Source organism: Spinactinospora alkalitolerans, assembly GCF_013408795.1.
Taxonomy (GTDB): domain Bacteria; phylum Actinomycetota; class Actinomycetes; order Streptosporangiales; family Streptosporangiaceae; genus Spinactinospora; species Spinactinospora alkalitolerans.
In genome coordinates, this window is sequence record NZ_JACCCC010000001.1 from 6385792 (window position 1) to 6409859 (window position 24068).

The window sequence follows — 24068 nt, forward strand, 5'->3', positions numbered from 1 at the left end:
TGGTTTCGGTGTGCGCCCAAAGCAAGAGGTCTGCTTCGCGCGCGGGTGGTCGATTCCTTTCAGGGGTCTTCGGCCACGCGAGGGAACGCCCACTCGCACGCCTGCTCCATCCTGGGGCAGGCGTTAAACCCTGAGGCCCGGGGTTGAAGCTCAAAGCCGAGACCGCCGGGAGAGAAGACGACAGGCGCGCCCGCGGACGCCGCCTCATCCGAAAGGAGCCGATGCCGGTGGCGACCGAGACCACGAACGGCAGCAAAGACCCCGACGCGCCTTCGGAGGGCGCGGGCGCCGCGAACTCCGGGGGCCGCTCCTCCGGCGGCATGATGCGCTCCAGCGCCGTCATGGCCGCGGGCACGATGGTGTCGCGCGTGACGGGGTTCGTCCGGACCATCGTGCTCGCGGCGGCGCTGGGCACCCAGTTGCTCGGCGACGCCTACAACACGGCGAACACGATTCCGTTCGTCATCAACGACCTGCTCATCGGCGGCCTGATGGCCAGCGTCATCGTGCCGTTCCTGGTCAGGCGGCGCAAGCGCGACGCCGATGGCGGCACCGCGACCGAGAACAGGCTGTTCACCGGGGCGGTGCTGCTGCTGTTCGTGATCACGGCGGCCGCGATCGCGGCCGCCGAGCTGCTCATCCGGCTGTACGCGGGCGAGTTCGCACCGGCCCAGGCCGAGACCTCGATCTACCTGGCGCGCTTCCTGCTGGCGCAGATCTTCTTCGTCGGGCTGAGCGGCCTGATCAGCGCGATGCTCAACACCCGGGACAAGTTCGGCGCGCCGGTGTGGGCGCCCGTCCTGAACAACCTCGTGATCATCTCCGTCGGCGCCTTGTTCCTGTGGATCGCCGGACCGGGCCGCACCCCGGAGACGGTGACCCAGGGCGAGCTCACCCTGCTCGGCCTGGGCACGAGCTGCGGCATGGCGCTGCAGACCGTGGTGCTGCTGGGCTCCCTGTGGCGCGCCGGATTCCGCTGGCGGCCCCGGCTGGACCTGCGCGGCTCCGGCCTGGGCGAGGCGCTGCGCACGGCCGGCTGGATGATGCTCTACACGCTGATGACCCAGGTGGGCTTCTTGATCACCACCAACATCGCCACCCGGGCGGGTGTGGCCAGCGTGCGCAGCGGCGAGGCGGTGGGCGCCGGCATCACCGCCTACAACTACGCCTACCAGCTCTTCCAGCTTCCCTACGCGATCATCGCGGTCTCGCTGATCACGGTGCTGCTGCCGCAGATGAGCGGGTTCGCCGCCGACGGGCGCTGGGACGAGGTGCGCTCCGGGTTCTCCCGGACGCTGCGGGTCTCGGCGCTGATCCTGGTCCCGCTGGGGCTGGCGCTGGCGCTGTACGCGGTGCAGCTCTCGATCCTGGTGTTCGCCCGGGGCAACACCTCGGCGGCCGACGCGCAGAACATCGGCACCGTCCTCGCCGCCATGGCGCTCGGCCTGGTGCCGTTCACGATCTTCCAGTTGATGCTGCGGGTCTTCTACGCCCTCGGCGACACCAGGACGCCCGCGCTGATCAGCATCGCCAACGTGGCCGTGCACGGCGCGCTGGCCGTCACCGCCTACCTCGTGCTGCCGCCGGACCAGGTCGTGGTGGGCGTCGCCGCCGGGTTCATGGCCTCGTTCCTCTCCGGCCTGCTCATCGCCGGTGCGATCCTGAGCCGGCGACTGGGCGGACTTGACGGGCGGCGCATCTTTGGCACATTGTTGCGGCTGCACCTGGCCGCGGTACCGAGCATCGCCGCCGGCGTCGGCGTCCTGTGGTTCTTCACCGACCGGTTCGGCGAGGGCCTGGCCACGAACCTCGGAGCGCCCGTCACCGGTTGCGCGGTCGGTGCGCTGCTCTTCGTGCTGTTCGCCAAACTGCTGCGGGTCCGTGAGCTGAGTTCGGTGGTGGAGCTGGTGCGCGCCCGGGTGTCGCGGCGCGGCTGACCGGCGGCCCCCGCCCTCCCGACGGCGCCGCGTCCCCCCTGACCCCCGCGGCACGGCGCCGCAGGTCCCGAACAAGGAAGATCCGCACGGTGCTGGACGACAACCCCGAGCACACGAAACCGCGGTCCCGGCGCCTCCCCATGCCCGAGGAGATGCTCGACGCGGTCGAGCGGTCGGAGCCGGCGACCGAGCCGGAGCCCGGCCTCGTCCCGCGGCACGACCCCAGTGACGTCGGCGACCTCGGGACCGCCGACCGGCCCGGCGAAGAGGGCAACGAGATCGGCGGCGCGGCCCACTCCGCGCCGCCGAACCTGATGCGCTCCAGCGCGATCATGGCGGTCGGCACGGTGTTCTCCCGCGCCACCGGGTTCATCCGGACCATCGTGCTGGCCGCGGCGCTGGGCACCCAGTTGCTCGGCGACGCCTACCAGACGGCGAACATGGTCCCCTTCGCCGTCTACGACCTGCTCATCGGCGGCCTGCTGGCCAGCGTCCTCGTCCCGTTCCTGGTCAAGCGCAAGAAGCAGGACGCCGACGGCGGCGAGGCCACCGAGCAGCGGCTGTTCACCGCCACCGTGCTCGCGCTGCTGGTGATCAGCGTGCTGGCGATCCTCGCGGCCGAGTGGCTCATCAGGATCTACGCCGGCGAGTTCACCGCGGCCCAGCACGAGGTCGCGGTCACGCTGGCCCGCTTCCTGCTGGCGCAGATCTTCTTCATCGGCGCGAGCGGCATCGCCAGCGCGATGCTGAACAGCCGCAACCGGTTCGGCGCGCCGATGTGGGCCCCGGTGCTGAACAACATCGTGATCATCGCGGTCGGCGCGATGTTCCTGTGGGTGGCCGGCCCCGGCAGCACCCCCGGCTCCGTCACCGAGGCCGACCTGACGCTGCTCGGGCTGGGCACCACCTTCGGCCAGTTGGCGCAGTGCGCGGTGCTGATCTGGGCGCTGGCCGCCGCGGGGTTCCGCTGGCGGCCCCGGCTGGACCTGCGCGGCTCCGGCCTGGGCGAGGCGGTGCGCACAGCGTCGTGGATGATGCTCTACATCGGCGTCGCCCAGGCCGGCCTGCTGGTGACGACGAACGTGGCCACCCGGGCCGGCGTGCGCGCGGCCGAGGCCGGGGAGGCCTCCGCCGGCGCCGGCATCACCGCCTACCAGTACGCGTCGCAGCTCTTCCAGCTTCCCTACGCGGTCATCGCGGTCTCGGTCATCACGGCTCTGCTGCCGCGCATGAGCGCGCACGTCGCCGAGGGCCGCAAGGACCTGGTGCGCTCGGACTTCTCCCGGGGCTTCCGGCTGTCCTCGGTGCTGATCGTCCCCATCTCGGTGGCGCTCGTGGTGTTCGCCGTCCCCTTCTGCGTCCTGGTCTACGCCCGGGGCAGCACGTCGGTCGAGGACGCCCAGGGCATCGGCGCGATCCTGATGGTCTTCGCGGTGATGCTCATCCCGTTCACGCTGTTCCAACTGCTGCTGCGGGTCTACTACGCCCTCGGCGACACCAGGACGCCGGCGCTCATCGCGATCCCCGCCGAGGTCGCGCACGCCTCGGTGGCGGTCTCCCTGCTCTTCGCCGCGCCGCCCCGCTTCATCGTGGTGGGGCTGCCCGTGGCCTACGGCCTGTACTACATCGTGGGATCGGTGCTGGCGTGGCTGCTGCTGCGCCGGCGGCTGAACGGGCTCGACGGGCGGCGGATGCTGCGCACCCTCGTCCTGCTGCACGTGGCCGCGGTCCCCAGTGCGATCTTCGCCTTTGCGATGAACCTCACCTTCGGGCTGCTGCCCGGGGTGGTGTGGTCGTCGCTTTTGTCAATGGCCGTGGGCGGTGTGGTCGGTGCGGCGCTGTTCATTCTGGTCGCCAGGCGGATGGGAGTGACCGAAGTCACAACTTTCCTGGACATGGTCAGCACCCGACTGCTGCGCCGCTGATCACCTGGAACGCATGACGGTGGGTAACCGACGGAAGGACCGCTATGCAACGCACACCCGGATCACTTGTCCTCCGGAGGTATGGGCCGAGCGTCCTAGCATGGAACGGCAATTCCCCTCTTCATCACCCGCGTTTTTCTGAACTGCCCGAAGGGAGGTTGGGGACAGGCGACGTGGCCGTGCGCACCGAGGCGGTCCAGGGTCCGGCGGAGCACTCCGCCCGCACCGCCTCAACCGCCGGCCGTCGTGTCCGTCACTCCCGGCATGAGCACCTTCATGATTGAGCCAGGTGCGCGTCTCGCCGGTCGCTACCGACTCGACGAGTTGGTGAGCGAGACCAGCGGCGCCGCGCTGTGGAAGGCGACCGACGAGACGCTGGCCCGACTGGTCGGAGTCTGGACGTTCGCCGAAGGGTTCCCCCGAACCAACGAGGTGGTGCGCGCCGCGAGAGCGGCCAGCCGCATCGCCGACGCCCGCGTCACCCAGGTCTTCGACGCCGACGACTCCGGCCCCAGCACCTACGTCGTCGAGGAGTGGGTCACCGGCCAGTCGCTCACCGACCTGCTGGCGCAGGGCCCCTTGGAGGCCGAGCGCGCCGCGGGGCTGATCGCCGAGGCCGCCGAGGCGGTCGCCGCGGCCAACGCCGCGGGCATCCACCACCTGTGCCTGTCGCCGAACAAGCTCACCTGGAGCACGGGCGGCGCGGTCAAGGTCACCGGCATCGGCGTCGACGCGGCCCTGCGCGGCGTCACCTCCGACGACCCCGCCGTCGCCGACGCGCGGGGGATCGGCCGGCTGCTGTACGCGGCGCTGACCGCCCACTGGCCGGGCGACGAGCGCACCGGTCTGCGCCCGGCCCCCGCCGTCCCCGGCGGCCCCTGCGAACCCGGCCAGATCCGGGCCGGCATCCCCGGACGGCTCAACGACATCGTCTGCCGATCGGCCTTCCAGGCGGGCGGCAGGAGCGGGCCGCTGCGCACCGCACAGGACATCGCCGACGCGCTGGCCGACGTCCCGCGGCTGGTGCCCCTGCCGGTCGCGCCGACCGGGCACGCCCCGCCCCCGAAGCCCGCGGTCGGGACCTCCCGTTCGAGCGGCCAGTTCGGCGCGGCGCCCCCGCCGCCGCCGCGGTCGGCTCCTCCCGCCCGCGGCCCCCGCCGGGCCGCACGATCGCGGCCCGCGTCCTCGCTCACGAACCGGATCCTGGTCGGCGCGGTGGCGATGCTCGTCTTCGTCGCCGTCGTGGTCGGGGCGTGGACCGTTGGCAGCACCATGGGCGGTCCCGACGAGGGCCGGACCACCTCCGACGACGAACAGCAGCAGGCCGGGACCGGCGAGGAGGAACTGCAGGTCCTCGCCCCGCAGGACGCCGACGGGTTCGACCCCCAGGGCGACGACGGCGACGAGCACGGCGACAAGGCCGGCCTCGCCGTCGACGGCGACCCCGCGACGGCGTGGAGCACCCAGGGCTACAAGGGCGTCCACGGCGCCGACCTCGGCAACCTCAAGTCCGGTGTCGGCCTGATCGTCGACATGGGTGAGCCCGTCGAACTGCACGAGGCGACGGTCACTCTGGGCGACTCCGAGCACAACTTCCGACTCCGCGTGGGCGACGAGCCGACGGAGTCGGCCCTCACCGACGTCTACGAGGGGACTGGAGTCGGCGGCGAAGTAGACATTAAGCTGGACGAACCCGTTCAAGGTCGATACGTCGTGGTGTGGTTCACCGCTCCGCTGCCTTCAGACGGGGGCGAGTACCGAGGCACCATCAACGAGGTCGAGCTGCGCGGGAATACGTGAACACGGTGATGGACGCTGTTCAGGAGCTCCCCGACAAGGAGCTGTTGGTCAGGCACAACCAGGGTGACGAGCACGCTTTCGGCGAACTGGTGCGGCGGCACCGCGAACGCATGTGGGCCGTCGCCATCCGCGTGCTGGGCGACCCCGAAGAGGCCTCCGACGCTCTGCAGGACGCCTTCCTCTCCGCCTTCCGCGGCGCGCACCGGTTCCGCGGCGATGCGCTCGTGAGCACCTGGCTGCACCGCATCGTCGTCAACGCCTGCCACGACCGCATGCGCCGCAAGATGGTGCGCCCGGCCGTCCCCACCGACGACGTCAACCTCGACGTGCTCTCCAACGAGCGCCTCAAGGGCACGGCCCCCGACCCGACCGGCCGCAGCGACGCGTCCATGGACGTGCACGCCGCGCTGGAGCGGCTGCCCGCCGAGCAGCGCATGGCCCTGGTCCTCGTCGACATGATGGGCTACCGGGTCGACGAGGCCGCCGAGATCCTGGAGGTCGCGTCCGGCACGGTGAAGAGCCGGTGTGCCCGAGGTCGCGCAAGACTTCTGCCATATCTTTCCCATCTCCGGAACCCTGAGTCCTCCCAAGACGTCACACCTCCGAGAGGAGGTGGCAGGAGATCGTGACGTCTCATGTCGATACGGAGACCCTCGCACTACTGGCCGAAGGACTGCTGGAGGAAAGTGAGGAGCGCTCCGTTCAGGCGCACGTGTCCGAATGCGGGCAATGCGCCGAGCAGGTGGCCGCGCTCGCCGACGTTTCACGCGTGCTGGCGGAGGTACCGGCCCCTCCACTTCCCGACGGCCTGGCCGAGCGCATAGACGAGGCGCTGCGGTCCGAGTCCCGGCAGCGCCCTAACGCGCCGGGCGGCGCCCACGCACCGTCGATCGACGAAGCCGCCCGGGTCACACCACTGCGCCGCAAGAGCGGGCCGACCCGCTGGATGCCCTACCTCGTCGCCGCGGCCGCCGCGGTGTTCGTCATCGGCGGCGGCGCCGCCGTCCTCAACACCGTCCTGGGCTCCCAGGCCCCCGGCCTCCAGACGGAGCCCTCCACGCAGGACCAGCCCGACGCCGCGCTGGCCTACCACCCCGTCGTGGTCTCCAGCGGCACCGACTACACCGAGGATCGCCTCGCCGAGCAGGGCGCCTCGGTCATCGAGCGCTCCTCGCTCGCAGCGGCCCCTGAGAGCGACGGAGAGGAGACGGCGGCCTCTCCCCTAGCCACGGACACCACCGACCTCCCCTCCGACGTCTCATCGTGCGTCCGCGGCCTCGACGAGGAGAAGGCCGCGCGTCCGGTGCTCCTCGACATCGCCGAGTACGAGGGCGAGCCCGCCTGGATCATGGTCTTCGAGGGCGCGGCCGGCGCAGCGGGCCCGGACGGCTACGGCCTCCGGGTCGTCTCCACGGACTGCTCCGAGGGGAAGGGGCCTGCCGACACCACCCTGGCCGAGACCTCGATCCCGGGACCGTAGCGCAGCTCACCCGGAGGTCCGAGGCCCTGCCCCGGGCATTCGCACCCCGGCGGGAATCACCGACGCCTACCATCGGTTGAAGTGGATAGTCTTCCCGCTTCGCCGCAAGGCGAATGAATGTACGAGTGGTTAAGGGGCCTATAAGCGTGAGCGACGTCCGTAATGTGATCATCATCGGGTCGGGTCCCGCGGGGTACACCGCCGCCGTCTACGCGGCACGGGCCGAGCTCCGGCCGCTGGTGTTCGAAGGATCGGTGACCGCCGGTGGTGCGCTGATGAACACCACCGATGTCGAGAACTTCCCCGGCTTCCCCGACGGCATCATGGGCCCGGAGCTCATGGACAACATGCGCAAGCAGGCCGAGCGCTTCGGTGCCGAACTCGTGCCCGACGACGTCACCGAGGTCGACCTGACGGCCGCACCCAAGATCGTCAAGGTCGGCGACACCGCCTACCGCGCGCACACGGTCATCGTCGCCACCGGGTCGGGCTACCGCAAGCTCGGCATCCCCGGCGAGGAGCAGTTCTCCGGGCGCGGCACCTCCTGGTGCGCCACCTGCGACGGCTTCTTCTTCCGGGACCAGGACATCGCGGTCGTCGGCGGCGGCGACACCGCCATGGAGGAGGCCACCTTCCTCACCCGCTTCGCCCGGTCGGTGACGGTCATCCACCGCCGCGACGAACTGCGCGCCAGTAAGATCATGCAGGACCGCGCGTTCGCCAACGACAAGATCCGCTTCGTGTGGAACAGCGAGGTGACCGAGGTCCTGGGCGACACCAAGGTCAACGGCGTGCGCCTGCGCAACCGGGAGACCGGCGAGGAGAGCGTCCTCGACATCACCGGCCTGTTCATCGCGGTCGGCCACGACCCGCGTGTGGAGCTCTTCAAGGGCCAGCTCGACCTCGACGCCGACGGCTACCTCGCGGTCGAGGCCCCCACGACCAAGACCAACATCCCCGGCGTGTTCGCCTGCGGTGACGTCGTCGACCACAGCTACCGTCAGGCCGTCACCGCCGCGGGCACCGGCTGCTCCGCCTCGCTGGACGCCGAGCGCCACCTCGCCGAACTCGGCGAGTGAGGGCGCGGGGGCGGCCGGCCCCGCTGAAAAGCCTTTTCACACCCGTTTCCACCAGTTCCACCCGTGAGGAGCATTCCCGTGGCTGAGATCAAAGAGGTCACCGACGCCAGCTTCGACGCCGACGTCCTGAAGAGTGACAAGCCGGTGCTGGTCGACTTCTGGGCCGAGTGGTGCGGCCCGTGCCGCCAGGTCGCCCCGATCCTCAAGGAGATCGCGGACGAGCACGAGGACAAGATCACGATCGTCAAGTTGAACATCGACAAGCAGCCCAACGTGCCGCGCGAGTACGGGATCATGCAGATCCCGACCATGAACCTGTACAAGGACGGCGAGGTCGTCAAGCAGATCATGGGCGCCAAGCCGAAGTCGCTGATGCTCAAGGAGCTGGACGGCTACATCTGAGCCCGATGTTTCACGTGAAACGGCCCCCGGGGAGACCCGGGGGCCGTTCTCGTTGCCGTGGGAGGGCCGTGACGCGCCGGCGGAGCGCGCAGCGGGGCGCATGGCAGGACGCTCAGCGGGGCGCGAGCCGATGTTTCACGTGAAACGCCGACGGCCCATCGGCGTCACAGCCCGGCGGCGACGCGCTCGCGCAGGGCGGCGAAGTTCTCGGCGAAGGCGTTGCCGGGGCACTCGGTGGGCAGCCAGTCGCGGTGGCGCGACAGCCCGTGTACCGCGGCCGTCACGCCGTTCACCGGGTTGACGTAGTCGATCCGCTCCATCGGATCCACACCGGTGAGCAGGCAGAGCAGCCGGAGCACCCGCACCAGGCCGTCCCGGGCCGCCTCGCTCGGCATCTCCGAGGTGAAGTCGCCGAGGAGGCAGATGCCGATGTTCCCCGAGTTGTACCCGCCGACGTGCCCGGCCGTCACCGAACGCGCGCCGCCGGGCCGGGGGACGCCGGAGAAGACCGGCAGCCGGTCGTCCCCGGAGACCCTGCCCTCATAGACCGTGCCCTCAGGGTCGATGAGCAGGTGGTAGCCGATGTCCCCCCACGCCTGCTCCACCGCGTGCAACTGGTAGACCGCCCGGACCGTCGCCCTGCGGTCGGCGTCGACGGGCATCGCCGCGTGGTGCACCGTCAGCGCCTGGACCGGAGAGAACTCCGCGGGCCACAGGTCGTTGCCGTGCTCGTCGAAGCGCAGCGACTCATCGGCGCCCCATCCGGCGCGGGAGACGTAGCGCACCGGCGTCGCGCCCCCTCCCCGACCCGGACCGGTCAGGATCCCGGTCGCCGCTCCCCCTGAGCGCACCGGCCGGCCGTCCCTGGTGTTGATGGCGACGGTCTCCACGGCACCGCCGTCCGACGCGCGCACCTCGTAGCCGACGCTGCCCGCGGGGACCGCCAGCAGCGCGGCCGGCGCCGCCGCGTCGCCGTCCCTGGCGTGGTCGCCGAAGCTCAGCGGACGCCATGACCCCGGCCCGTCGGCCCCTACGAACCTGATCTCGGCGGTCTCGGCGCTCCCCTCCGCCGAGAGGACGGCGACGTGGTCGAACCCCGATTCGGGCCGCACCGGCCCCGCACCGCCGGGCGAGCGCTCCGCCAGCGTGGCGGGAAAGGCGTCCGGACCGGCCGTGCCGCTCGCGGCGGCGGGACGCGCCGCGGCCGTTGCGCCGCCGACGGCCATGGCGCCGCCGGCCACGGCTCCGAGGGTCATGAACTGTCGCCTTCGCAGCATGGATCGCGCTCCAAGAGAGATGAGGAGGGGGCGTCGGAGCGCTCCTCGATACAGATCGCCCGGCGGACGGCCCCGGCCGGACGGTCGGTCCCGGCCCAAGGAGTCTAGGGAACCCCGTGGTAGCCGTGTGGATCCCGGCTGGTTCCGGCCAGAGGCTGTAATAACGCCGGTCCCCAGGGGGTTGGTAAGGCCCGCCCCAGGAGGAGGTGACACGCAGATGGAACGCGCCCACCTCGACCCCAGGGGGTCGTGAAGGCCAACCCCAGAAGGGACGGCGCGCGGGCGGACCCCCTCCACCTCGACCCCAGGGGGTCTTCAAGCCCGGCCCCAGGGGGGAGTGGGCGCGCGGGTGGGCGATTTCCGTCTATGGGCCTTCGGCCACGTGAGAGAATCGCCCGGTCACCGCGGATCCCACCTGGGGCTGATGTCAAAGGTCCCCAGTGGCCAAGGATTGCGGACTTGGCGACCCGTGGACAGGTCGACTTGTCGGTGAAGTCGACCTGTCGATCCGGTCAGTCCCAGTCGCCGGGTTCGTTCGGGGCCATGGTGGCGATGATCCGCTCCAGGTCCTCCATCGTCGCGAACTCCACGACGATCTTGCCCTTGTTGCGGCCCATGTTGACCTTCACCCGGGTGTCGAAGACGTCGGAGAGGCGGCTCGCCAGCTCCTCGATCTGCGGTGGCGTCTCCTGCCGCGCGGCCGGTCTGCGGCGCTCGGCCGATCTGCCGTCGTCGGCGCCCAGGGCGATGACCTCCTCCAGCGCCCGCACGGACAGCCCTTCGGCGACGATCCGCTGCGCCAGGCGGTCCTGGGTCTCGGACTCCTCCACCGACAGCAGCGCCCGGGCGTGCCCCGCGGTGATCACCCCGGCCGCGACCCGGCGCTGCACCGCCGGCGACAGGTTCAGCAGCCGCAGCGTGTTGGTGATGTGCGGCCGGGAGCGGCCGATGCGCTTGGCCAGTTCGTCGTGGGTCGCGCCGAAGTCGTCCAGGAGCTGCTGGTAGGCCGCGGCCTCCTCCAGGGGGTTGAGCTGCTGGCGGTGCAGGTTCTCCAGGAGCGCGTCACGCAGCAGCTCGTCGTCGCCGGTCTCCCGGACGATCGCCGGGATCCGCTGGAGTCCGGCCTCCCTGCTGGCGCGCCAGCGCCGCTCCCCCATGATGAGCTCGTAGCGCTCGCCGTCCAGCTTGCGCACCACGACGGGCTGGAGCAGCCCCACCTCGCCGATGGAGGCCGTGAGCTCGACGAGCGCCTCCTCGTCGAAGTGCTGGCGCGGCTGGCGCGGGTTCGGGGTCACCGCGCTGAGCGGGATCTCCTCCAGATAGGCGCCGTCGACCGGTTCCGGGCCCGCTGATGCGGACACCGGTGCGCCGACCGGCGCGCTCGCCCCGTTCACGCCGTCGCCCACCGGCCCCTGCGGGATGAGCGCGCCCAGTCCCTTGCCCAGGCCGCGCCGCTGCTGGCTCACCGCCGACTCCCTTCACAACTCATCATTGACTTCAGGCGGCCGTCTTCGCGCGGAAGGCGATCTCCCTGGCCGCCTCCATGTAGGCGACCGCTCCGGTGGATCCGGGGTCGTAGGTCATGACCGACTGGCCGTAGCTCGGCGCCTCGGAGACGCGGACGCTGCGCGGGACCAGCGACTGCAGCACGAGTTCACCGAAGTGGCCCCGCACCTCGTCGGCGACCTGCGAGGCCAGGCGGGTGCGGCCGTCGTACATGGTGAGCAGGATCGTGGAGATGGTGAGCGCGGGATTGAGGTGCGACTTCACCAGCTCGACGTTGCGCAGCAGTTGACCGAGCCCCTCCAGCGCGTAGTACTCGCACTGGATCGGGATCAGCACCTCCTCGCACGCGACCATCGCGTTGACGGTCAGCAGCCCCAGCGACGGCGGGCAGTCGATCAGGATGTAGTCCAGCTCGCTGCTGTCGTAGGCCGCGAACGCCCGCTTCAGCCTGGCCTCGCGCGCCACCAGGGAGACGAGTTCGATCTCGGCGCCGGCGAGGTCGATGGTCGCGGGAACGCACCACAGGTTGGGCACATCCTCCACCGGGCGCGCCAGCTCGCGGATCTCCTCGTCCTCGACCAGGCAGTGGTAGATCGAACGCGACTCCTGCGTGCGCTCCATGCCCAGCGCCGTGGAGGCGTTGCCCTGCGGGTCGAGGTCCACGACCAGTACGCGGTTGCCGTGCATCGCAAGCGACGCGGCGAGGTTCACCGTGGTGGTCGTCTTGCCGACCCCGCCCTTCTGGTTGGCGACGCTGATGACGCGGCAGCGATCGGGGCGCGGCCACAGGTCGTCGCCGCGGCCGCGCACCGACATCGCCGTGCGGGCGGCGCGAGCGATCGGCGTGTCCATCTCGACGTCGAAGCCGCCGGGGGGCGCCCCGGCGGCGACCACTGCGGCCTCCGGAGCCTCGGCGGAGAGCGACGGGCCGCCCTCCCAGTGCGGTGTTTCACGTGAAACATAGGAGTCGTAGCCGTTGTTCAGCACGAATTCCGCGCCTGGGGCCGATCCGGTTTCACGTGAAACATGAGCACCATCGGACTGGTTCTGGGGCACGAATGAGTTCACCTCTTCCGTCCGCGTTTCTTCCTACCGCCCGGTGCGCGCTGGGACCTGGACGTGGTTGACCGGCCGCTCTCGGATGTGACCGTGACGCGAACGACCGTGGTGGCGGGATCGACCTTACCGCGCCCGACCCGAATCACATCTGCGACGCAAGGGCGCTGCTTGGACAAATCCGCGCGCGCGGCCTCGAGTTCACTCTCCGCCTGCTCCCCCTTCATGGCGAGCAGGCTGCCCTTCGGGCGCAGCAGCGGCAGCGCCCACCCCGCCAGGCGTGTGAGCGGAGCGACGGCGCGGGCGGTCACGAAGTCCGCCCGCAGCTCCTTCTTCATCTCCTCCGCCCGGCCCCGGCGCACGGCCACGTTCTCCAGTTCGAGCAGCTCGACGCACTCCTGCAGGAACACCGTCCGGCGCAGCAGCGGCTCCAGCAGCGTAACCGAGAGGTCCGGCCGCAGGATGCCGAGGACCACGCCGGGAAGGCCGGCGCCCGATCCGACGTCGACGACCTCGGCGCCCCGGGGAATGAGCTCCTCCACCACGGCGCAGTTCATCAGGTGGCGCTCCCACAGCCGCGGGACCTCCCGCGGACCGATGAGCCCGCGCTGCACGCCGGCGTCGGCCAGCAGGTCCGCGTACCGGCGCATCACGGGCATGGACGCACCGAACAGTTCGTGCGCGCGGTCCGGAGGGACCGCGTTCCCGGCGGAGCGCTCCGGCGCGGACTGCGGGTCGGCCTGCGCTTCCCCCCGGTACTGCTCGACCGGCCCGAGAGCTCGCGAGGCGAAGTCTCGAGAAGGGGTCATCAGCTACCACCTTGGCCTTTTCATCCACATGTCACGTCATCGACAAAACGACGGGCGCCCCTCACGATCCTATGCGTGAGGGGCGCCCGTCGTTTCATGTCACCGCCCGGATGGCCCGTGTTTCACGTGAAACACCGAAGCGGCGCGGCTTCTCTAGTCGGCCGGGTGGACGACCACGTAGCGGTGCGGCTCCTCGCCCTCGGACTCGCTGCGCAGGCCGGCCGCGGCGATCGCGTCGTGGACCACCTTGCGCTCGAACGGGGTCATCGGCGTGAGCGGCTTGACCTCGCCGGTCTTCTTGACCTCCGCGGCGGCCTCGGCGCCGATCCGGGTCAGGGTCTTGCGCCGCCCCTCGCGGAAACCGCCGATGTCGAGCATGAGCCGGCTGCGGCTGCCGGTCGTGCGGTGCACCGCGAGCCGGGTCAGCTCCTGCAGAGCCTCCAGGACCTCGCCCTTGTCGCCGATGAGTTCGTCGAGCGTGGCCCCCACAACGGAGACCATCGCGCGGTCGCCCTCGACGTCCATGTCGATGTCGCCGTCGAAGTCGGCGATGTCGAGCAGGCCCTCGATGTAGTCGGCCGCGATGTCGCCCTCGTGCTCCAGTTCCTCGACGTCGACGCCGTCCTCGGCCGAATCGCCCGGTTCCGGCGCGTCCGCCACGGCGACGGCGGCGTTGCTCTCTTCCACGCTGTCGGTGTTGCTGTTGCTCACAGCGGGGTGTCTCCTTATGTCGCGATCCTGCCGGTCATGCGCATCGGAGGCGCACACCTGCGCACCCGTGCCCGGAATTCCCCCGGGAAAGTCGGGACCCTACTGCCGATTCGGCGGATTGCCGCCGCTGCGCTTTGAACGGGACTGCTTCTTCGGCTGCCTACGCTCGATCTTAGGCTCTTCGACCGGCTCAGGGGCCTCTTCTTCCTTGCGCTTGCCGAAGAGTCCCTTGCCGGACCCGTTCGCCGAGGCGCTCGCGCCGTTGGCCGAAGCGGCGGCGCCCTCCTCACCGGGCGCCGGGTGCTTCTTGTAGAGGAAGTGCTGCTGGCCCATGGTCCAGACGTTGGAGCTGACCCAGTAGATCAGGACGCCGATCGGCATGCCCAGGCCGAAGAGGCCGAAGGCCGGCGCCAGGTACATCATGATCTTCTGCGACTGCATCATGGGGTTCTCGGGCATCTGCGCCATCTGCGCGCTGCTGCGCCTCATGCTCTGGCGCATCGTCAAGAACGTCGTGGCGCCCATGATCACGCAGGCGATGGCGATGACGATCTTCGCCATGATCGGGTCGGCGCCGAACTGCTCCAGCTCGGTGGCCGAGGACGTGAACTGCGCGGCGATCGGCGCGTGGAACACCAGGGCGCTGCGGGCGCTGTCGGCGAGTTCGGCGGTGAAGCCGTACTGCGCGTTGCCCTCTGCGACGCTGCGCAACACGCTGAACAGCGCGAAGAAGACCGGCATCTGCAGCAGCAGCGGGAGGCAGCCCATGACGGGGTTGGTGCCGCTCTCCTGGTAGAGCTTCATCATTTCCTGCTGCTGGCGCTGCTTGTCGTTCTTGTAGCGCTCGCGCAGCTTCATCATCTGCGGCTGGATGTCCTGCATCTTGCGCTGCGTGTGCATCTGCTTCACGAACAGCGGCACCATCAGCAGCCGCATGAGGACCGTCAGGGTGACGATGGAGAGGCCCCACGCCATCCCGCTGTCCGGGTCCAGGAAGGTGCTCAGGCCGGAATGGATCCAGATCAGCACCGTGCCGACGATGTTGTACAGCCAGTCCAGCACCGGCTAACTCCCTTTGCTTGAAAGTCCAGCTTTGACGGGGTTGGCCTCTACGGGCCCGATGGGTCGGGGGCGGCGGCGCCACCGGTGCCGGGTCCCGGGCCGTTGGGTTCTCGGGCCGGCTCGCCCCTGCGCGGCGGGACCGGGTCGATTCCGCCCGGGTTGAACGGATGGCACCGGCCGATCCTGCGGGCGCCCAGCCACAGCCCTCGCAGCGCCCCGTGCACCTGAAGCGCCTCCACCGCGTAGGCGCTGCACGACGGGTAGAACCGGCAGACCGGGGGGAACAGCGGACTGATGAAACGCTGATAACCCCGAATGGGCAGGATCAGCGTCCGCGCCACGGGGTTGGGTCCGTCATGCGTCATGGGGTCGACCGTTTCTCCCGCCGGCCGGCAGCGTCTCGGACGGGGCCTCGCCGCGTCCCCGGCGACGGCGTGTCGCATTCTTGCGGGGGCGCGTGACCGAGGCCAGAGCGCCGTCGAGCTGCGCGGCCAGCGTGTCGTGTCCTTGAGTCGCGGCCAAGGGCTTTGCCCGCACTACTAGCAGGCTACCCGCAGGCAGGTCGGCGACCCGCTCCCGCATGAGGTGCCGCAGGCGGCGCTGCACCCGCTTGCGCACGACCGCCCCGCCGACCGCCTTGCTGACGATGAAGCCGACGCGGGGGGCGGTGCGCGCGGCGGGGGACGCCCCTGCGACGCGCGGGGGCTCCAGGTAGACCACCGTCAGCGCCTCCCGGCCGGCGCGTCGGCCCCCGCGCATGGCGCGACCGAAGTCGGCGCTGCGCCGCATGCGGTTGGACGGGGACAACATCGGCCGGTCCTCACTGATGTTCGGCGATCGGGTTCGCACAGGGGGCGGCTGCCGCGGTGCGCGCAAGCCGCCGGCGGCACAGCGGATCCGGGATCCGGAACTCCCGCCTCGCCTCGCGAACGCAGTGGTCAGATCTCGATCGGGTGCCTCTTCACACAACAAGCGGACCGGCTGCCTGAGCGGGCAGACCGGTCCGTTGTGACGATTGACTCGTTTGCGGCTACTGGCTGACGGTCAGCGCCGCGCGCCCCTTGCGCCGGCGCGCCGCGATGATCGCGCGTCCCGCACGGGTGCGCATGCGCAACCGGAAACCGTGGGTCTTCGCGCGACGCCGGTTGTTCGGCTGGTACGTACGCTTGCTCACTGCTGGGCTCCAGGGGCGTTAAGAAGTACTACGGATCATCCCCGCCTGTGCGGGGCTGGTTGTTCCTGCTGCTGTCGCGGGGACGTTCAGCCGGAACATCGCCCGCTCACGTCGCCGTCCTCTGTTGGCCGGATCGGGCCGCGCAGGCCGTGGCAACGTGCGTGTCTCAGGCACGCTGCCGAGCACACACAGATAGCGACTCAAGCATAAAGAAGATACGGGCCGGCCGGGCGGCGGTCAAATCGCGCGAGCCCCGGACCAGCGGTGACGATCCCGGTCACCCACCGAACCCAAGCAAGATCAACCCCCTGTGGAAAACCTGTTGTCCACAGACTGTGAGCTTCCCACAACGACACCTAAGCTGTGGATAGCGTCGGAGATGAACAGTACCCCGCCGGAGGGTTGCCCGAACCGGTCCTTCCCTGGTCCCCGGCTTGTCGGCATGGCTCTCCAACTGGGGATTGTGGATAAGTACGCTGTGTCGCCGGAGATCTGAAAGGCTGTGTACAAACCGGTGCACAACATGTGGATGAAGCGCGGAAGCTGTGGAAACGCGGCGATGCGCGGGGCCACGGGCGCCGAACGGAGTCGCGAGGCCGTACACACCGGTGTCCACAGAAACACCCCCGGTTACCCACAGGACAACACTCGTGATCACGGCGGGACGGCGCACCGGGTCCGGCGCCCGGGGGACCCGGCAGGAAACCGCTAGAAGGGGGCGAACCCATGGCAGGTCACCGTGTCTGAGGCACAGGTCAACCTCGCAATGGTGTGGACGAGCGTGCTGGACACCCTGGACAACAGCGCCCTCCCCCCGCAGCAGCGCGCCTGGCTCCCCCAGACCCGCCCCCTGGGCCTGATCGAGGACACGGCGCTGCTGGCCGCGCCGAACGAGTTCGCCAAGGAGATCCTGGAGACGCGGCTGCGCCCGGCGATCAGCCAGGCCCTGTCGGCCGAGCTCGGCCGCGAGATCAGGGTCGCGGTCACCGTCGACCCCACCGCCGTCCAGCCGGCCCCGCCCCCCGGTGCGATGCAGCACTCCCCCTACGGCTCCTCGGGGGGGTCGGGCGTCCAGCCGATGCTGCCCGCCGACACCGGTCCCTCCGGCCACGAGGCCGGCGGGCCGCGGGCCGACTACGGCCGCTACCCCGATCTGCCCTCCGGCCCCCAGTGGGACGCCCCTGCCGAGCAGCGGGGCCACCGCGACGAGGGGCGGCACGACCGGTCCTGGCAGCAGCAGCCGATCGTGCCCGAGGACGTCCCGACCTCGCCCGCCACCTCCGAGGCGCTGCCCGACGGCCACTTCGGCCAGCCCGGCGACCCCGCCTTCGACTCCAGGGAGCACCCGGGGCACCGCGCCGAGCACCCCGGGCACCGCGCCGACGGCGCCGCCGAGGGTCCGGGGCCGCACCGGGAGCAGCCCCGGCCGGGTTATCCACAGGGCTATGGATCCGGCGGCCGCCCGGCGCGCGGCGGGGGCGAGGACCTGCTCGCCTCCTGGGACGAGGGTCCGGGCCGGCCCTCGGGCGGCGGCATGCCCCCCGATGTCCAGCGCTACCTGCAGGACCGGCAACGCGAGCAGCAGGAGCGACAGCGCGAGCAGCAGGACCGGGGCGATCCCCGCTACCGCGGCTGGGAGGCGTCCCCGCAGTGGGACGCGCCCAACCGCTGGGAGACCCCGGCCTGGGAGAACCCGCAGCAGTCCGCCGTCCAGCGCGGGGACGGGGGCCGGGTTCCCGATGGCGCCGCGCCGCCCGGTGACGACCTCGGTCCGGTGCCGCCGGCCCCGCTGCCCAGCGCCCCCGACACCTCCGACGGCAACCAGCCGCACACGTCGGCCGAGCCCGCCCGGCTGAACCCGAAGTACACCTTCGACACGTTCGTGATCGGGTCGAGCAACCGGTTCGCGCACGCTGCGGCCGTCGCCGTCGCCGAGGCCCCGGCCAAGGCCTACAACCCGCTCTTCATCTACGGCGGATCCGGGCTGGGCAAGACCCACCTGCTGCACGCGATCGGCCACTACGCCCAGCGCCTCTACGACGGCGCCCGCGTGCGCTACGTGAGCTCCGAGGAGTTCACCAACGAGTTCATCAACTCGATCCGCGACGGCAAGGCCGACGGCTTCCGCCGCCGCTACCGCGACATCGACGTCCTCCTCGTCGACGACATCCAGTTCCTGGAGAACAAGGAGCAGACGCAGGAGGAGTTCTTCCACACCTTCAACACGCTGCACAACTCCAACAAGCAGATCGTCATCTCCAGCGACCGCCCGCCCAAGCAGCTGGTCACGCTGGAAGACCGGCTGCGCAACCGCTTCGAGTGGGGCCTGATCACCGACGTCCAGCCGCCCGAGCTGGAGACCCGCATCGCGATCCTGCGCAAGAAGGCCGCGCAGGAGGGCCTGGCCGCGCCCCCGGAGGTGCTGGAGTTCATCGCCAGCAAGATCTCCACCAACATCCGCGAGCTGGAGGGCGCCCTCATCCGGGTCACCGCGTTCGCCAGCCTGAACCGGCAGTCGGTCGACCTCCACCTCACCGGGATCGTGCTGAAGGACCTGATCCCCGACGACGAGGGCCCGGAGATCACCGCCTCGGCGATCATGGCCCAGACCGCCTCCTACTTCGGGCTGACCACCGAGGACCTGTGCGGAACCTCGCGCTCGCGGGTCCTGGTCACCGCCCGCCAGATCGCGATGTACCTGTGCAGGGAGCTCACCGACCTGTCCCTGCCCAAGATCGGCCAGCAGTTCGGCGGCCGCGACCACACCACGGTGATGCACGCCGACCGCAAGATCCGCTCCCTCATGGCGGAGCGGCGCTCGATCTACAACCAGGTCACCGAACTCACCAACCGGATCAAGCAGCAGTCGCGCGGTTGATCCGCCCATGGGGAAGAACCACCGCGGAACGGACATCCGTCAAGCGCGGGTCAAGCCCTCTTATGGACCGAGCATGGACGGAGTAAGGACAAAGTAGGGGAAAACCTGTGGATAACCCTGCGGATAACCCCGTTTCGGCTGTGGGTAACCTGTGGGAGCCCTGTGGGTTACGGGATCGCGGCCGAGGGGCGGGGGCGCGGACTCTGTGGGGAAACCGTGGATAACTCGTGGACGACACGTGGAAAACCGGTGGACGGACTGTGGAGGAGATTCGGGGGTCCACAGCCGCCGGGGTTTTCCCCAAGCGCCGCCCACAGCCCCAGTGGATAAAAATTCACGGGCCGAGCTGCTGAAACAGTGCTTATCCACACTGTCCACAGCCCCTACTACTACTACGCCTCCTTAAGAACTCGATTGGCTTGGAAAACAGGTTCGGCCCGATTCTGTGGACAAGTCCGCTCCCGACCCGCACCGCCCCCGCGGCCGGGGTGAGACCGATCGCACCGACGAGGTGAGGACGGGCCCGCGCACCCGGTCCGGCGCGGCCCGCCGATCCGATCCCGGTCGGAGGCGGTCGGAGCCAAAAGGGTGTGGTGGGCAGCGTCGCGGCTCGAATCCGGGTACCGTGTGAACCCGTCCCCTGAAGCGTCCGGTGGCACGACCGCGCCGCACCGCCCCCCGGGCGAGTCGGTGCCCGCAGGTCGGGCGCCGGTCGCCGGGTGCGCGGCGGCCACGCGCCTCGCCGCGCGCACCGCTCAGGGGCCCGTGGTTTTCGAGGAAAGTGAGTCGGATGGTGAAGTTCCGGGTCGAACGCGACGTGCTCGCCGACGCCGTTGCCTGGACCGCTCGTACGCTGCCGGCCCGGCCGTCGGTTCCGGTCCTGGCCGGGATGCTGCTGGACGCCGGTGAGCACGACGGGAGCCAGCGGCTCAAGCTGTCCAGCTTCGACTACGAGGTCTCCGCCCAGGTGTCGGTGGACATCGACGTGGAGGAGCCCGGCACCACGCTGGTCTCCGGCCGCCTCCTCGCCGAGATCACCCGCAACCTTCCTCCACAGACGGTGGAGATCAGCACCGACGGCGCCAAGGTCGTCGTCTCCTGCGGCAGCGCGAAGTTCACACTCCTCACCCTGCCTGTGGAGGACTACCCGACCCTGCCGGAGATGCCGGGGCTCACCGGCTCCATCGGCAGCGACGTCTTCGCGGCCGCCGTGAGCCAGGTGGCCGTCGCCGCTGGCCGGGACGACACCCTGCCGATGCTCACGGGCGTGCGGGTCGAGATCGAGGGCGACACCGTCACGCTCGCCTCCACCGACCGCTACCGCCTGGCCGTGCGCGAGCTGACCTGGAAGCCGGAGAACCCCGACCTGTCCGCGGTCGCCCTGGTGCCGGCCAAGACGCTCGCCGACACCGCGAAGTCGCTCACCGGCGGCGCCGAGGTCTCCATCGCGCTGTCGGCGGCCGAGAGCGGCGAGGGCATGATCGGTTTCGAGGGCGGCGGCCGCCGCACCACCTCCCGGCTGCTGGACGGAGACTTCCCCAAGTACCGCGCGCTGCTGCCCGACTCGTTCAACTCCGTGGCCGAGGTGCAGAAGTCGGAGTTCATCGAGGCGGTCAAGCGCGTGTCGCTGGTCGCCGAGCGCAACACCCCGCTCCGCCTGGCCTTCGGCGACGGCAAGCTCGTGCTGGAGGCCGGTACCGGCGACGAGGCGCAGGCCGTGGAGGTCCTCGATGCCACCATGGAGGGCGACGACATCCAGATCGCGTTCAACTCGGCCTTCCTCGTCGACGGCCTGAACGCGATCGACTCCGACATCGCCCGCCTGCAGTTCACGACATCGACCAAGCCGGCCATCATCACCGGCAAGCCGGCCGAGGACGGAGCGGCCTCCGACTACCGGTACCTGATCATGCCGGTCCGGCTGTCGAGCTGACCCGCGGGCTCATCCACATATCCACAGACCGGTCGCACATAGGGGGAACGAGAGCATGCAACTGGGTCTCATCGGCCTGGGCAAAATGGGCGGCAACATGGCGGCGCGGCTGCGCGACAAGGGCCACGACGTCGTCGGCTTCGACTTCAACCCGGACGTGCGCGACGTCGACAGCATCGCCGAGCTGGTGCAGCGGCTGGAGGCGCCCCGCGTGGTCTGGCTGATGGTGCCGGCCGGCGCGCCCACCGCGGCCACCATCGAGGAACTCGCGGGCCTCCTCGCGCCCGGCGACCTCATCATCGAGGGCGGCAACTCCCACTACGTGGACGACCGCCGCCGCGCCGACGAGCTCATGGACAAGGGCGTCCACTACGTCGACGCCGGAGTGAGCGGCGGCGTCTGGGGGCGGGAGAACGGCTACGGGATCATGGTCGGCGGGGACGCCGACGACGTCGCCCGAGCCAAGCCGGTCTTCGAGGCGCTGACCCCCGACACCGGCGGCGGCTACGTGCACGCCGGCGGCGTCGGTGCCGGGCACTTCGTCAAGATGGTCCACAACGGCATCGAGTACGGCATGATGCAGGCGTTCGCCGAGGGCTACGAGCTCATGGCGGCCGCCGACATCGTCGACGACGTCCCCGGCACCTTCGAAAGCTGGCGCGAGGGCACGGTCGTCCGCTCCTGGCTGCTCGACCTGCTGGCCAACGCGCTCGAGGAGGACCCGGAGCTGGAGCAGCTCCGCGGCTACGCCCAGGACTCCGGCGAGGGCCGCTGGACCGTCCAGGCCGCGGTCGACCACGCGGTCCCGGCGCCGGCCATCACGGCCGCGCTGTTCGCGCGGTTCGCCTCGCGGCAGGAGGACAGCCCGGCGATGAAGGTCATCGCGGCGCTGCGCAACCAGTTCGGCGGGCACGCCGTCACCCGCACCGTCGACGACCCGTCGCAGACCCTGCGGAGCTGATTCGTCGTAGGTCGCTGGTATCCCTGTGGAGGGAGTGCGCCCGACCCGCCGGTCCCTCCGGCCGCTGAGCGCACCCCTCCCACATGTACGGCGACCGCTGTTTCACGTGAAACCGACCGCGAGGAGGGCCAGTGCACGTATCACATCTCGAACTGGCCGACTACCGGTCCTACGAGTCGGTCCACCTGGAACTGAAGCCGGGGATCAGCGCGTTCGTCGGCCCCAACGGCGAGGGCAAGACCAACCTGGTCGAGGCCATCGGCTACGTGGCCACCCTCGGCAGCCACCGCGTCGCCACCGACGCGCCCCTCGTGCGCAAGGGGGCCGAGCGGGCGGTCGTGCGGGCCGCGGTCGTCAAGGACGAGCGCCGCGCCATCGTCGAGCTGGAGATCAACCCCGGCCGGTCCAACCGGGCGCGGTTGAACCGCTCCCCCGCCACCCGCCCCCGCGACGTGCTCGGCGTCCTGCGCACCGTGCTGTTCGCGCCCGAGGACCTCGCCCTGGTCAAGGGCGACCCCGGTGAGCGCCGCCGCTTCCTCGACGAGCTCCTGGTCGCCCGGACGCCCCGGTACGCCGGTGTCCGATCCGACTACGAGCGCGTCCTCAAGCAGCGCAACGCCCTGCTGAAGTCGGCGTCGGCCCGGTACTTCAAGCAGCGCGCCGAGCCCGACCTGTCCACCCTCGACGTCTGGGACGACCACCTGGCCCGCGCCGGCGCCGAACTCCTGGCCGCGCGCCTGGCGCTGGTGGCCGAGCTCCAGCCGCTGGTCGCCAAGGCCTACAGCGAGCTCACCACGTCCGGCGGGCCGCCGACCCTGCACTACCGCGGCTCGGCGGCCGACGACGACGTCCCCCTGCCGATGGACCGTCCCCAGCTTGTGGACACCCTGCGCCGCGCACTGGCCGAGGCCCGGACCCAGGAGCTGCAGCGCGGCGTCAGCCTGGTCGGCCCGCACCGGGACGACCTCCAGTTGCGCCTGGACGACATGCCGGCCAAGGGCTACGCCAGCCAGGGCGAGTCCTGGTCCTACGCGCTGTCGCTGCGGCTCGCCGGGTTCGAGCTGCTGCGCGCCGACGGCGACGACCCCGTGCTGATCCTCGACGACGTCTTCGCCGAACTCGACTCCGAGCGGCGGCGCCGGCTGGCCGAGCACGTGCGCACCGCCGAGCAGGTCCTCGTGAGCGCCGCCGTGCCCGGTGACATCCCCGAGGAGCTCTCCGGCGCCCGGTTCCGGGTGCAGGAGGGGGCCGTGCGCCGTGAGTAGCGACGCCGACCCCCCGACCCCGCCCCCCGGCACCCCGGCCGGCGGCGGTGGCGATCAGGGCGGCGACCGCTCCGCGCCCAGCGGGATCGAACTGGCCCGCCAGGCGCTGGCCCAGGCGCGCGCCGCGGCCAAGGACCGCGGGGCGGCCCCCGATTCCACTCCGCGCCGGGTGCGCCGCGGCCCGGTGCGCTCGCGCAGCGAACCGCAGCTCTTCGGCGACGCCGTGCGCGCGTGGCTGATCGAGAACGGCTGGCAGGAGCAGGTGGCGATCGGCGGGGTCTTCGGGCGCTGGGCCCAGATCGTGGGCGACCGGCTGGCCGAGCACGTGCGCCCCGAGACCTTCGAGGAGGGCGAACTGGTGGTGAGCGTGGACTCCCCCACCTGGGCCACGCAGGTCCGCGCGCTGACGCCCCAGTTGCTGCGCCGCCTCAACGAGGAACTCGGCCAGGGCAGCGTCCGCTCCATCAAGGTCCGCGGGCCGGGCCGGGGCCGGGGCGCCGCCGGCCAGTGGAGGGTGCGCTGACCCGGTCCGGCCGGACGTGACCGGACGGAAGCCGCCCGGTTACGCAGCGGCAACGGCGGCCCCACGAGTCCCATCCCCCGAACGCGCACTGAATGGCGCGGGAAGTCGATGGCAGGGCGGGGCGCGTGTGGGGAGTCGTCTCCCTCTCTGTTCGTCCGTTGTGAGGCAGCACAGAGCCGCGAATGACACTTTCTGACGCTGTGCGCGGTATCATGGACACGGTTCTTCGGACGCTTCCACCGACGAGACCCGCACAAGAGCGGGGCAGGGAATCGGGGAAGCGGCGGTAC

Annotated in this window: 21 protein-coding genes; 12 read left to right on the plus strand and 9 right to left on the minus strand. The window is 70.7% G+C overall.

All coding sequences use genetic code 11. The features are described 5' to 3' along the window. Positions 1-221: 221 nt before the first annotated feature. From murJ (HDA32_RS28655) to trxA, 7 genes are all read left to right on the plus strand, one after another. Positions 222-1937 (plus strand): murein biosynthesis integral membrane protein MurJ, encoded by a 1716-nt coding sequence (gene murJ, locus HDA32_RS28655; protein ID WP_179646116.1) that lies wholly within the window; start codon positions 222-224, stop codon positions 1935-1937. 140 nt (positions 1938-2077) lie between these two features. Further along, positions 2078-3862, plus strand: a complete 1785-nt coding sequence (murJ, locus tag HDA32_RS28660; protein WP_179647017.1) for a murein biosynthesis integral membrane protein MurJ — start codon at positions 2078-2080, stop codon at positions 3860-3862. Positions 3863-4126: 264 nt separating this feature from the next. After that, positions 4127-5662: a protein kinase family protein gene (locus HDA32_RS28665; RefSeq protein WP_179646117.1), complete on the plus strand. Its 1536-nt coding sequence runs from the start codon at positions 4127-4129 to the stop codon at positions 5660-5662. An 8-nt stretch (positions 5663-5670) separates the two neighbouring features. Continuing rightward, on the plus strand, positions 5671-6291 hold the full coding sequence (gene sigM / locus HDA32_RS28670) for an RNA polymerase sigma factor SigM (protein WP_179647018.1): 621 nt from the start codon (positions 5671-5673) through the stop codon (positions 6289-6291). Then, a complete protein-coding gene (locus tag HDA32_RS28675; protein WP_179646118.1) occupies positions 6288-7142 on the plus strand; it encodes an anti-sigma factor family protein in 855 nt (284 codons plus the stop codon). Before sigM ends, HDA32_RS28675 begins: the two co-directional genes overlap by 4 nt. Positions 7143-7288: 146 nt before the next feature. Then, positions 7289-8221, plus strand: a complete 933-nt coding sequence (trxB, locus tag HDA32_RS28680) for a thioredoxin-disulfide reductase (RefSeq protein WP_179646119.1) — start codon at positions 7289-7291, stop codon at positions 8219-8221. Between the two features lie 78 nt (positions 8222-8299). Further along, a complete protein-coding gene (gene trxA / locus HDA32_RS28685; protein ID WP_179646120.1) occupies positions 8300-8623 on the plus strand; it encodes a thioredoxin in 324 nt (107 codons plus the stop codon). Positions 8624-8787: 164 nt separating this feature from the next. Here trxA and HDA32_RS28690 read toward each other — a convergent pair whose 3' ends face one another. The 9 genes from HDA32_RS28690 to rpmH form a co-directional block, all read right to left on the minus strand. Continuing rightward, positions 8788-9879, minus strand: a complete 1092-nt coding sequence (locus HDA32_RS28690) for a peptidoglycan recognition protein family protein (protein ID WP_179646121.1) — start codon at positions 9877-9879, stop codon at positions 8788-8790. A 533-nt stretch (positions 9880-10412) separates the two neighbouring features. Then, positions 10413-11366 (minus strand): ParB/RepB/Spo0J family partition protein, encoded by a 954-nt coding sequence (locus HDA32_RS28695; RefSeq protein WP_179646122.1) that lies wholly within the window; start codon positions 11364-11366, stop codon positions 10413-10415. Positions 11367-11397: 31 nt separating this feature from the next. Then, positions 11398-12474: a ParA family protein gene (locus tag HDA32_RS28700; protein WP_376767003.1), complete on the minus strand. Its 1077-nt coding sequence runs from the start codon at positions 12472-12474 to the stop codon at positions 11398-11400. Then, the gene (gene rsmG, locus HDA32_RS28705) at positions 12471-13121 is read right to left on the minus strand and encodes a 16S rRNA (guanine(527)-N(7))-methyltransferase RsmG (protein ID WP_246335326.1); all 651 of its coding nucleotides are present in this window, start codon (positions 13119-13121) and stop codon (positions 12471-12473) included. Before rsmG ends, HDA32_RS28700 begins: the two co-directional genes overlap by 4 nt. Before the next feature lie 303 nt (positions 13122-13424). Beyond that, entirely contained in the window at positions 13425-13931 is a 507-nt protein-coding gene (locus tag HDA32_RS28710) for a Jag family protein (RefSeq protein WP_179647020.1), read from the minus strand. Between the two features lie 150 nt (positions 13932-14081). Next, positions 14082-15044, minus strand: a complete 963-nt coding sequence (gene yidC, locus HDA32_RS28715; RefSeq protein WP_179646124.1) for a membrane protein insertase YidC — start codon at positions 15042-15044, stop codon at positions 14082-14084. Between the two features lie 47 nt (positions 15045-15091). After that, positions 15092-15409, minus strand: a complete 318-nt coding sequence (gene yidD, locus HDA32_RS28720; RefSeq protein WP_179646125.1) for a membrane protein insertion efficiency factor YidD — start codon at positions 15407-15409, stop codon at positions 15092-15094. Further along, positions 15399-15854, minus strand: coding sequence for a ribonuclease P protein component (gene rnpA / locus HDA32_RS28725; protein ID WP_179646126.1), 456 nt, complete (start codon positions 15852-15854; stop codon positions 15399-15401). The genes yidD and rnpA overlap by 11 nt, the downstream gene beginning before the upstream one ends. A 220-nt stretch (positions 15855-16074) precedes the next feature. After that, entirely contained in the window at positions 16075-16218 is a 144-nt protein-coding gene (gene rpmH, locus HDA32_RS28730; protein WP_179646127.1) for a 50S ribosomal protein L34, read from the minus strand. A 739-nt stretch (positions 16219-16957) separates the two neighbouring features. Here rpmH and dnaA point away from each other — a divergent pair. The 5 genes from dnaA to HDA32_RS28755 all read left to right on the plus strand — a co-directional run bounded on the left by dnaA (position 16958) and on the right by HDA32_RS28755 (position 23778). After that, on the plus strand, positions 16958-19096 hold the full coding sequence (gene dnaA / locus HDA32_RS28735) for a chromosomal replication initiator protein DnaA (RefSeq protein WP_179646128.1): 2139 nt from the start codon (positions 16958-16960) through the stop codon (positions 19094-19096). Between the two features lie 793 nt (positions 19097-19889). After that, positions 19890-21029: a DNA polymerase III subunit beta gene (dnaN, locus tag HDA32_RS28740; protein WP_179647021.1), complete on the plus strand. Its 1140-nt coding sequence runs from the start codon at positions 19890-19892 to the stop codon at positions 21027-21029. A gap of 55 nt (positions 21030-21084) precedes the next feature. Further along, positions 21085-21990, plus strand: coding sequence for a phosphogluconate dehydrogenase (NAD(+)-dependent, decarboxylating) (gnd, locus tag HDA32_RS28745; protein WP_179646129.1), 906 nt, complete (start codon positions 21085-21087; stop codon positions 21988-21990). A gap of 131 nt (positions 21991-22121) precedes the next feature. After that, positions 22122-23255, plus strand: coding sequence for a DNA replication/repair protein RecF (gene recF / locus HDA32_RS28750; protein WP_179646130.1), 1134 nt, complete (start codon positions 22122-22124; stop codon positions 23253-23255). Beyond that, positions 23248-23778: a DciA family protein gene (locus HDA32_RS28755; protein WP_179646131.1), complete on the plus strand. Its 531-nt coding sequence runs from the start codon at positions 23248-23250 to the stop codon at positions 23776-23778. The genes recF and HDA32_RS28755 overlap by 8 nt, the downstream gene beginning before the upstream one ends. Positions 23779-24068: the final 290 nt, after the last annotated feature.

Bases quoted from the DNA above. Each gene is read 5' to 3' on its own strand.
- gnd (WP_179646129.1), top strand. From the start codon at position 21,085: ATGCAACTGGGTCTCATCGGCCTGGGCAAAATGGGCGGCAACATGGCG.
- murJ (WP_179647017.1), top strand. From the start codon at position 2,078: ATGCCCGAGGAGATGCTCGACGCGGTCGAGCGGTCGGAGCCGGCGACC.
- sigM (WP_179647018.1), top strand. From the start codon at position 5,671: ATGGACGCTGTTCAGGAGCTCCCCGACAAGGAGCTGTTGGTCAGGCAC.
- rsmG (WP_246335326.1), bottom strand. From the start codon at position 13,121: ATGCCCGTGATGCGCCGGTACGCGGACCTGCTGGCCGACGCCGGCGTG.
- murJ (WP_179646116.1), top strand. From the start codon at position 222: ATGCCGGTGGCGACCGAGACCACGAACGGCAGCAAAGACCCCGACGCG.
- rnpA (WP_179646126.1), bottom strand. From the start codon at position 15,854: ATGTTGTCCCCGTCCAACCGCATGCGGCGCAGCGCCGACTTCGGTCGC.
- HDA32_RS28665 (WP_179646117.1), top strand. From the start codon at position 4,127: ATGAGCACCTTCATGATTGAGCCAGGTGCGCGTCTCGCCGGTCGCTAC.
- yidD (WP_179646125.1), bottom strand. From the start codon at position 15,409: ATGACGCATGACGGACCCAACCCCGTGGCGCGGACGCTGATCCTGCCC.
- HDA32_RS28690 (WP_179646121.1), bottom strand. From the start codon at position 9,879: ATGACCCTCGGAGCCGTGGCCGGCGGCGCCATGGCCGTCGGCGGCGCA.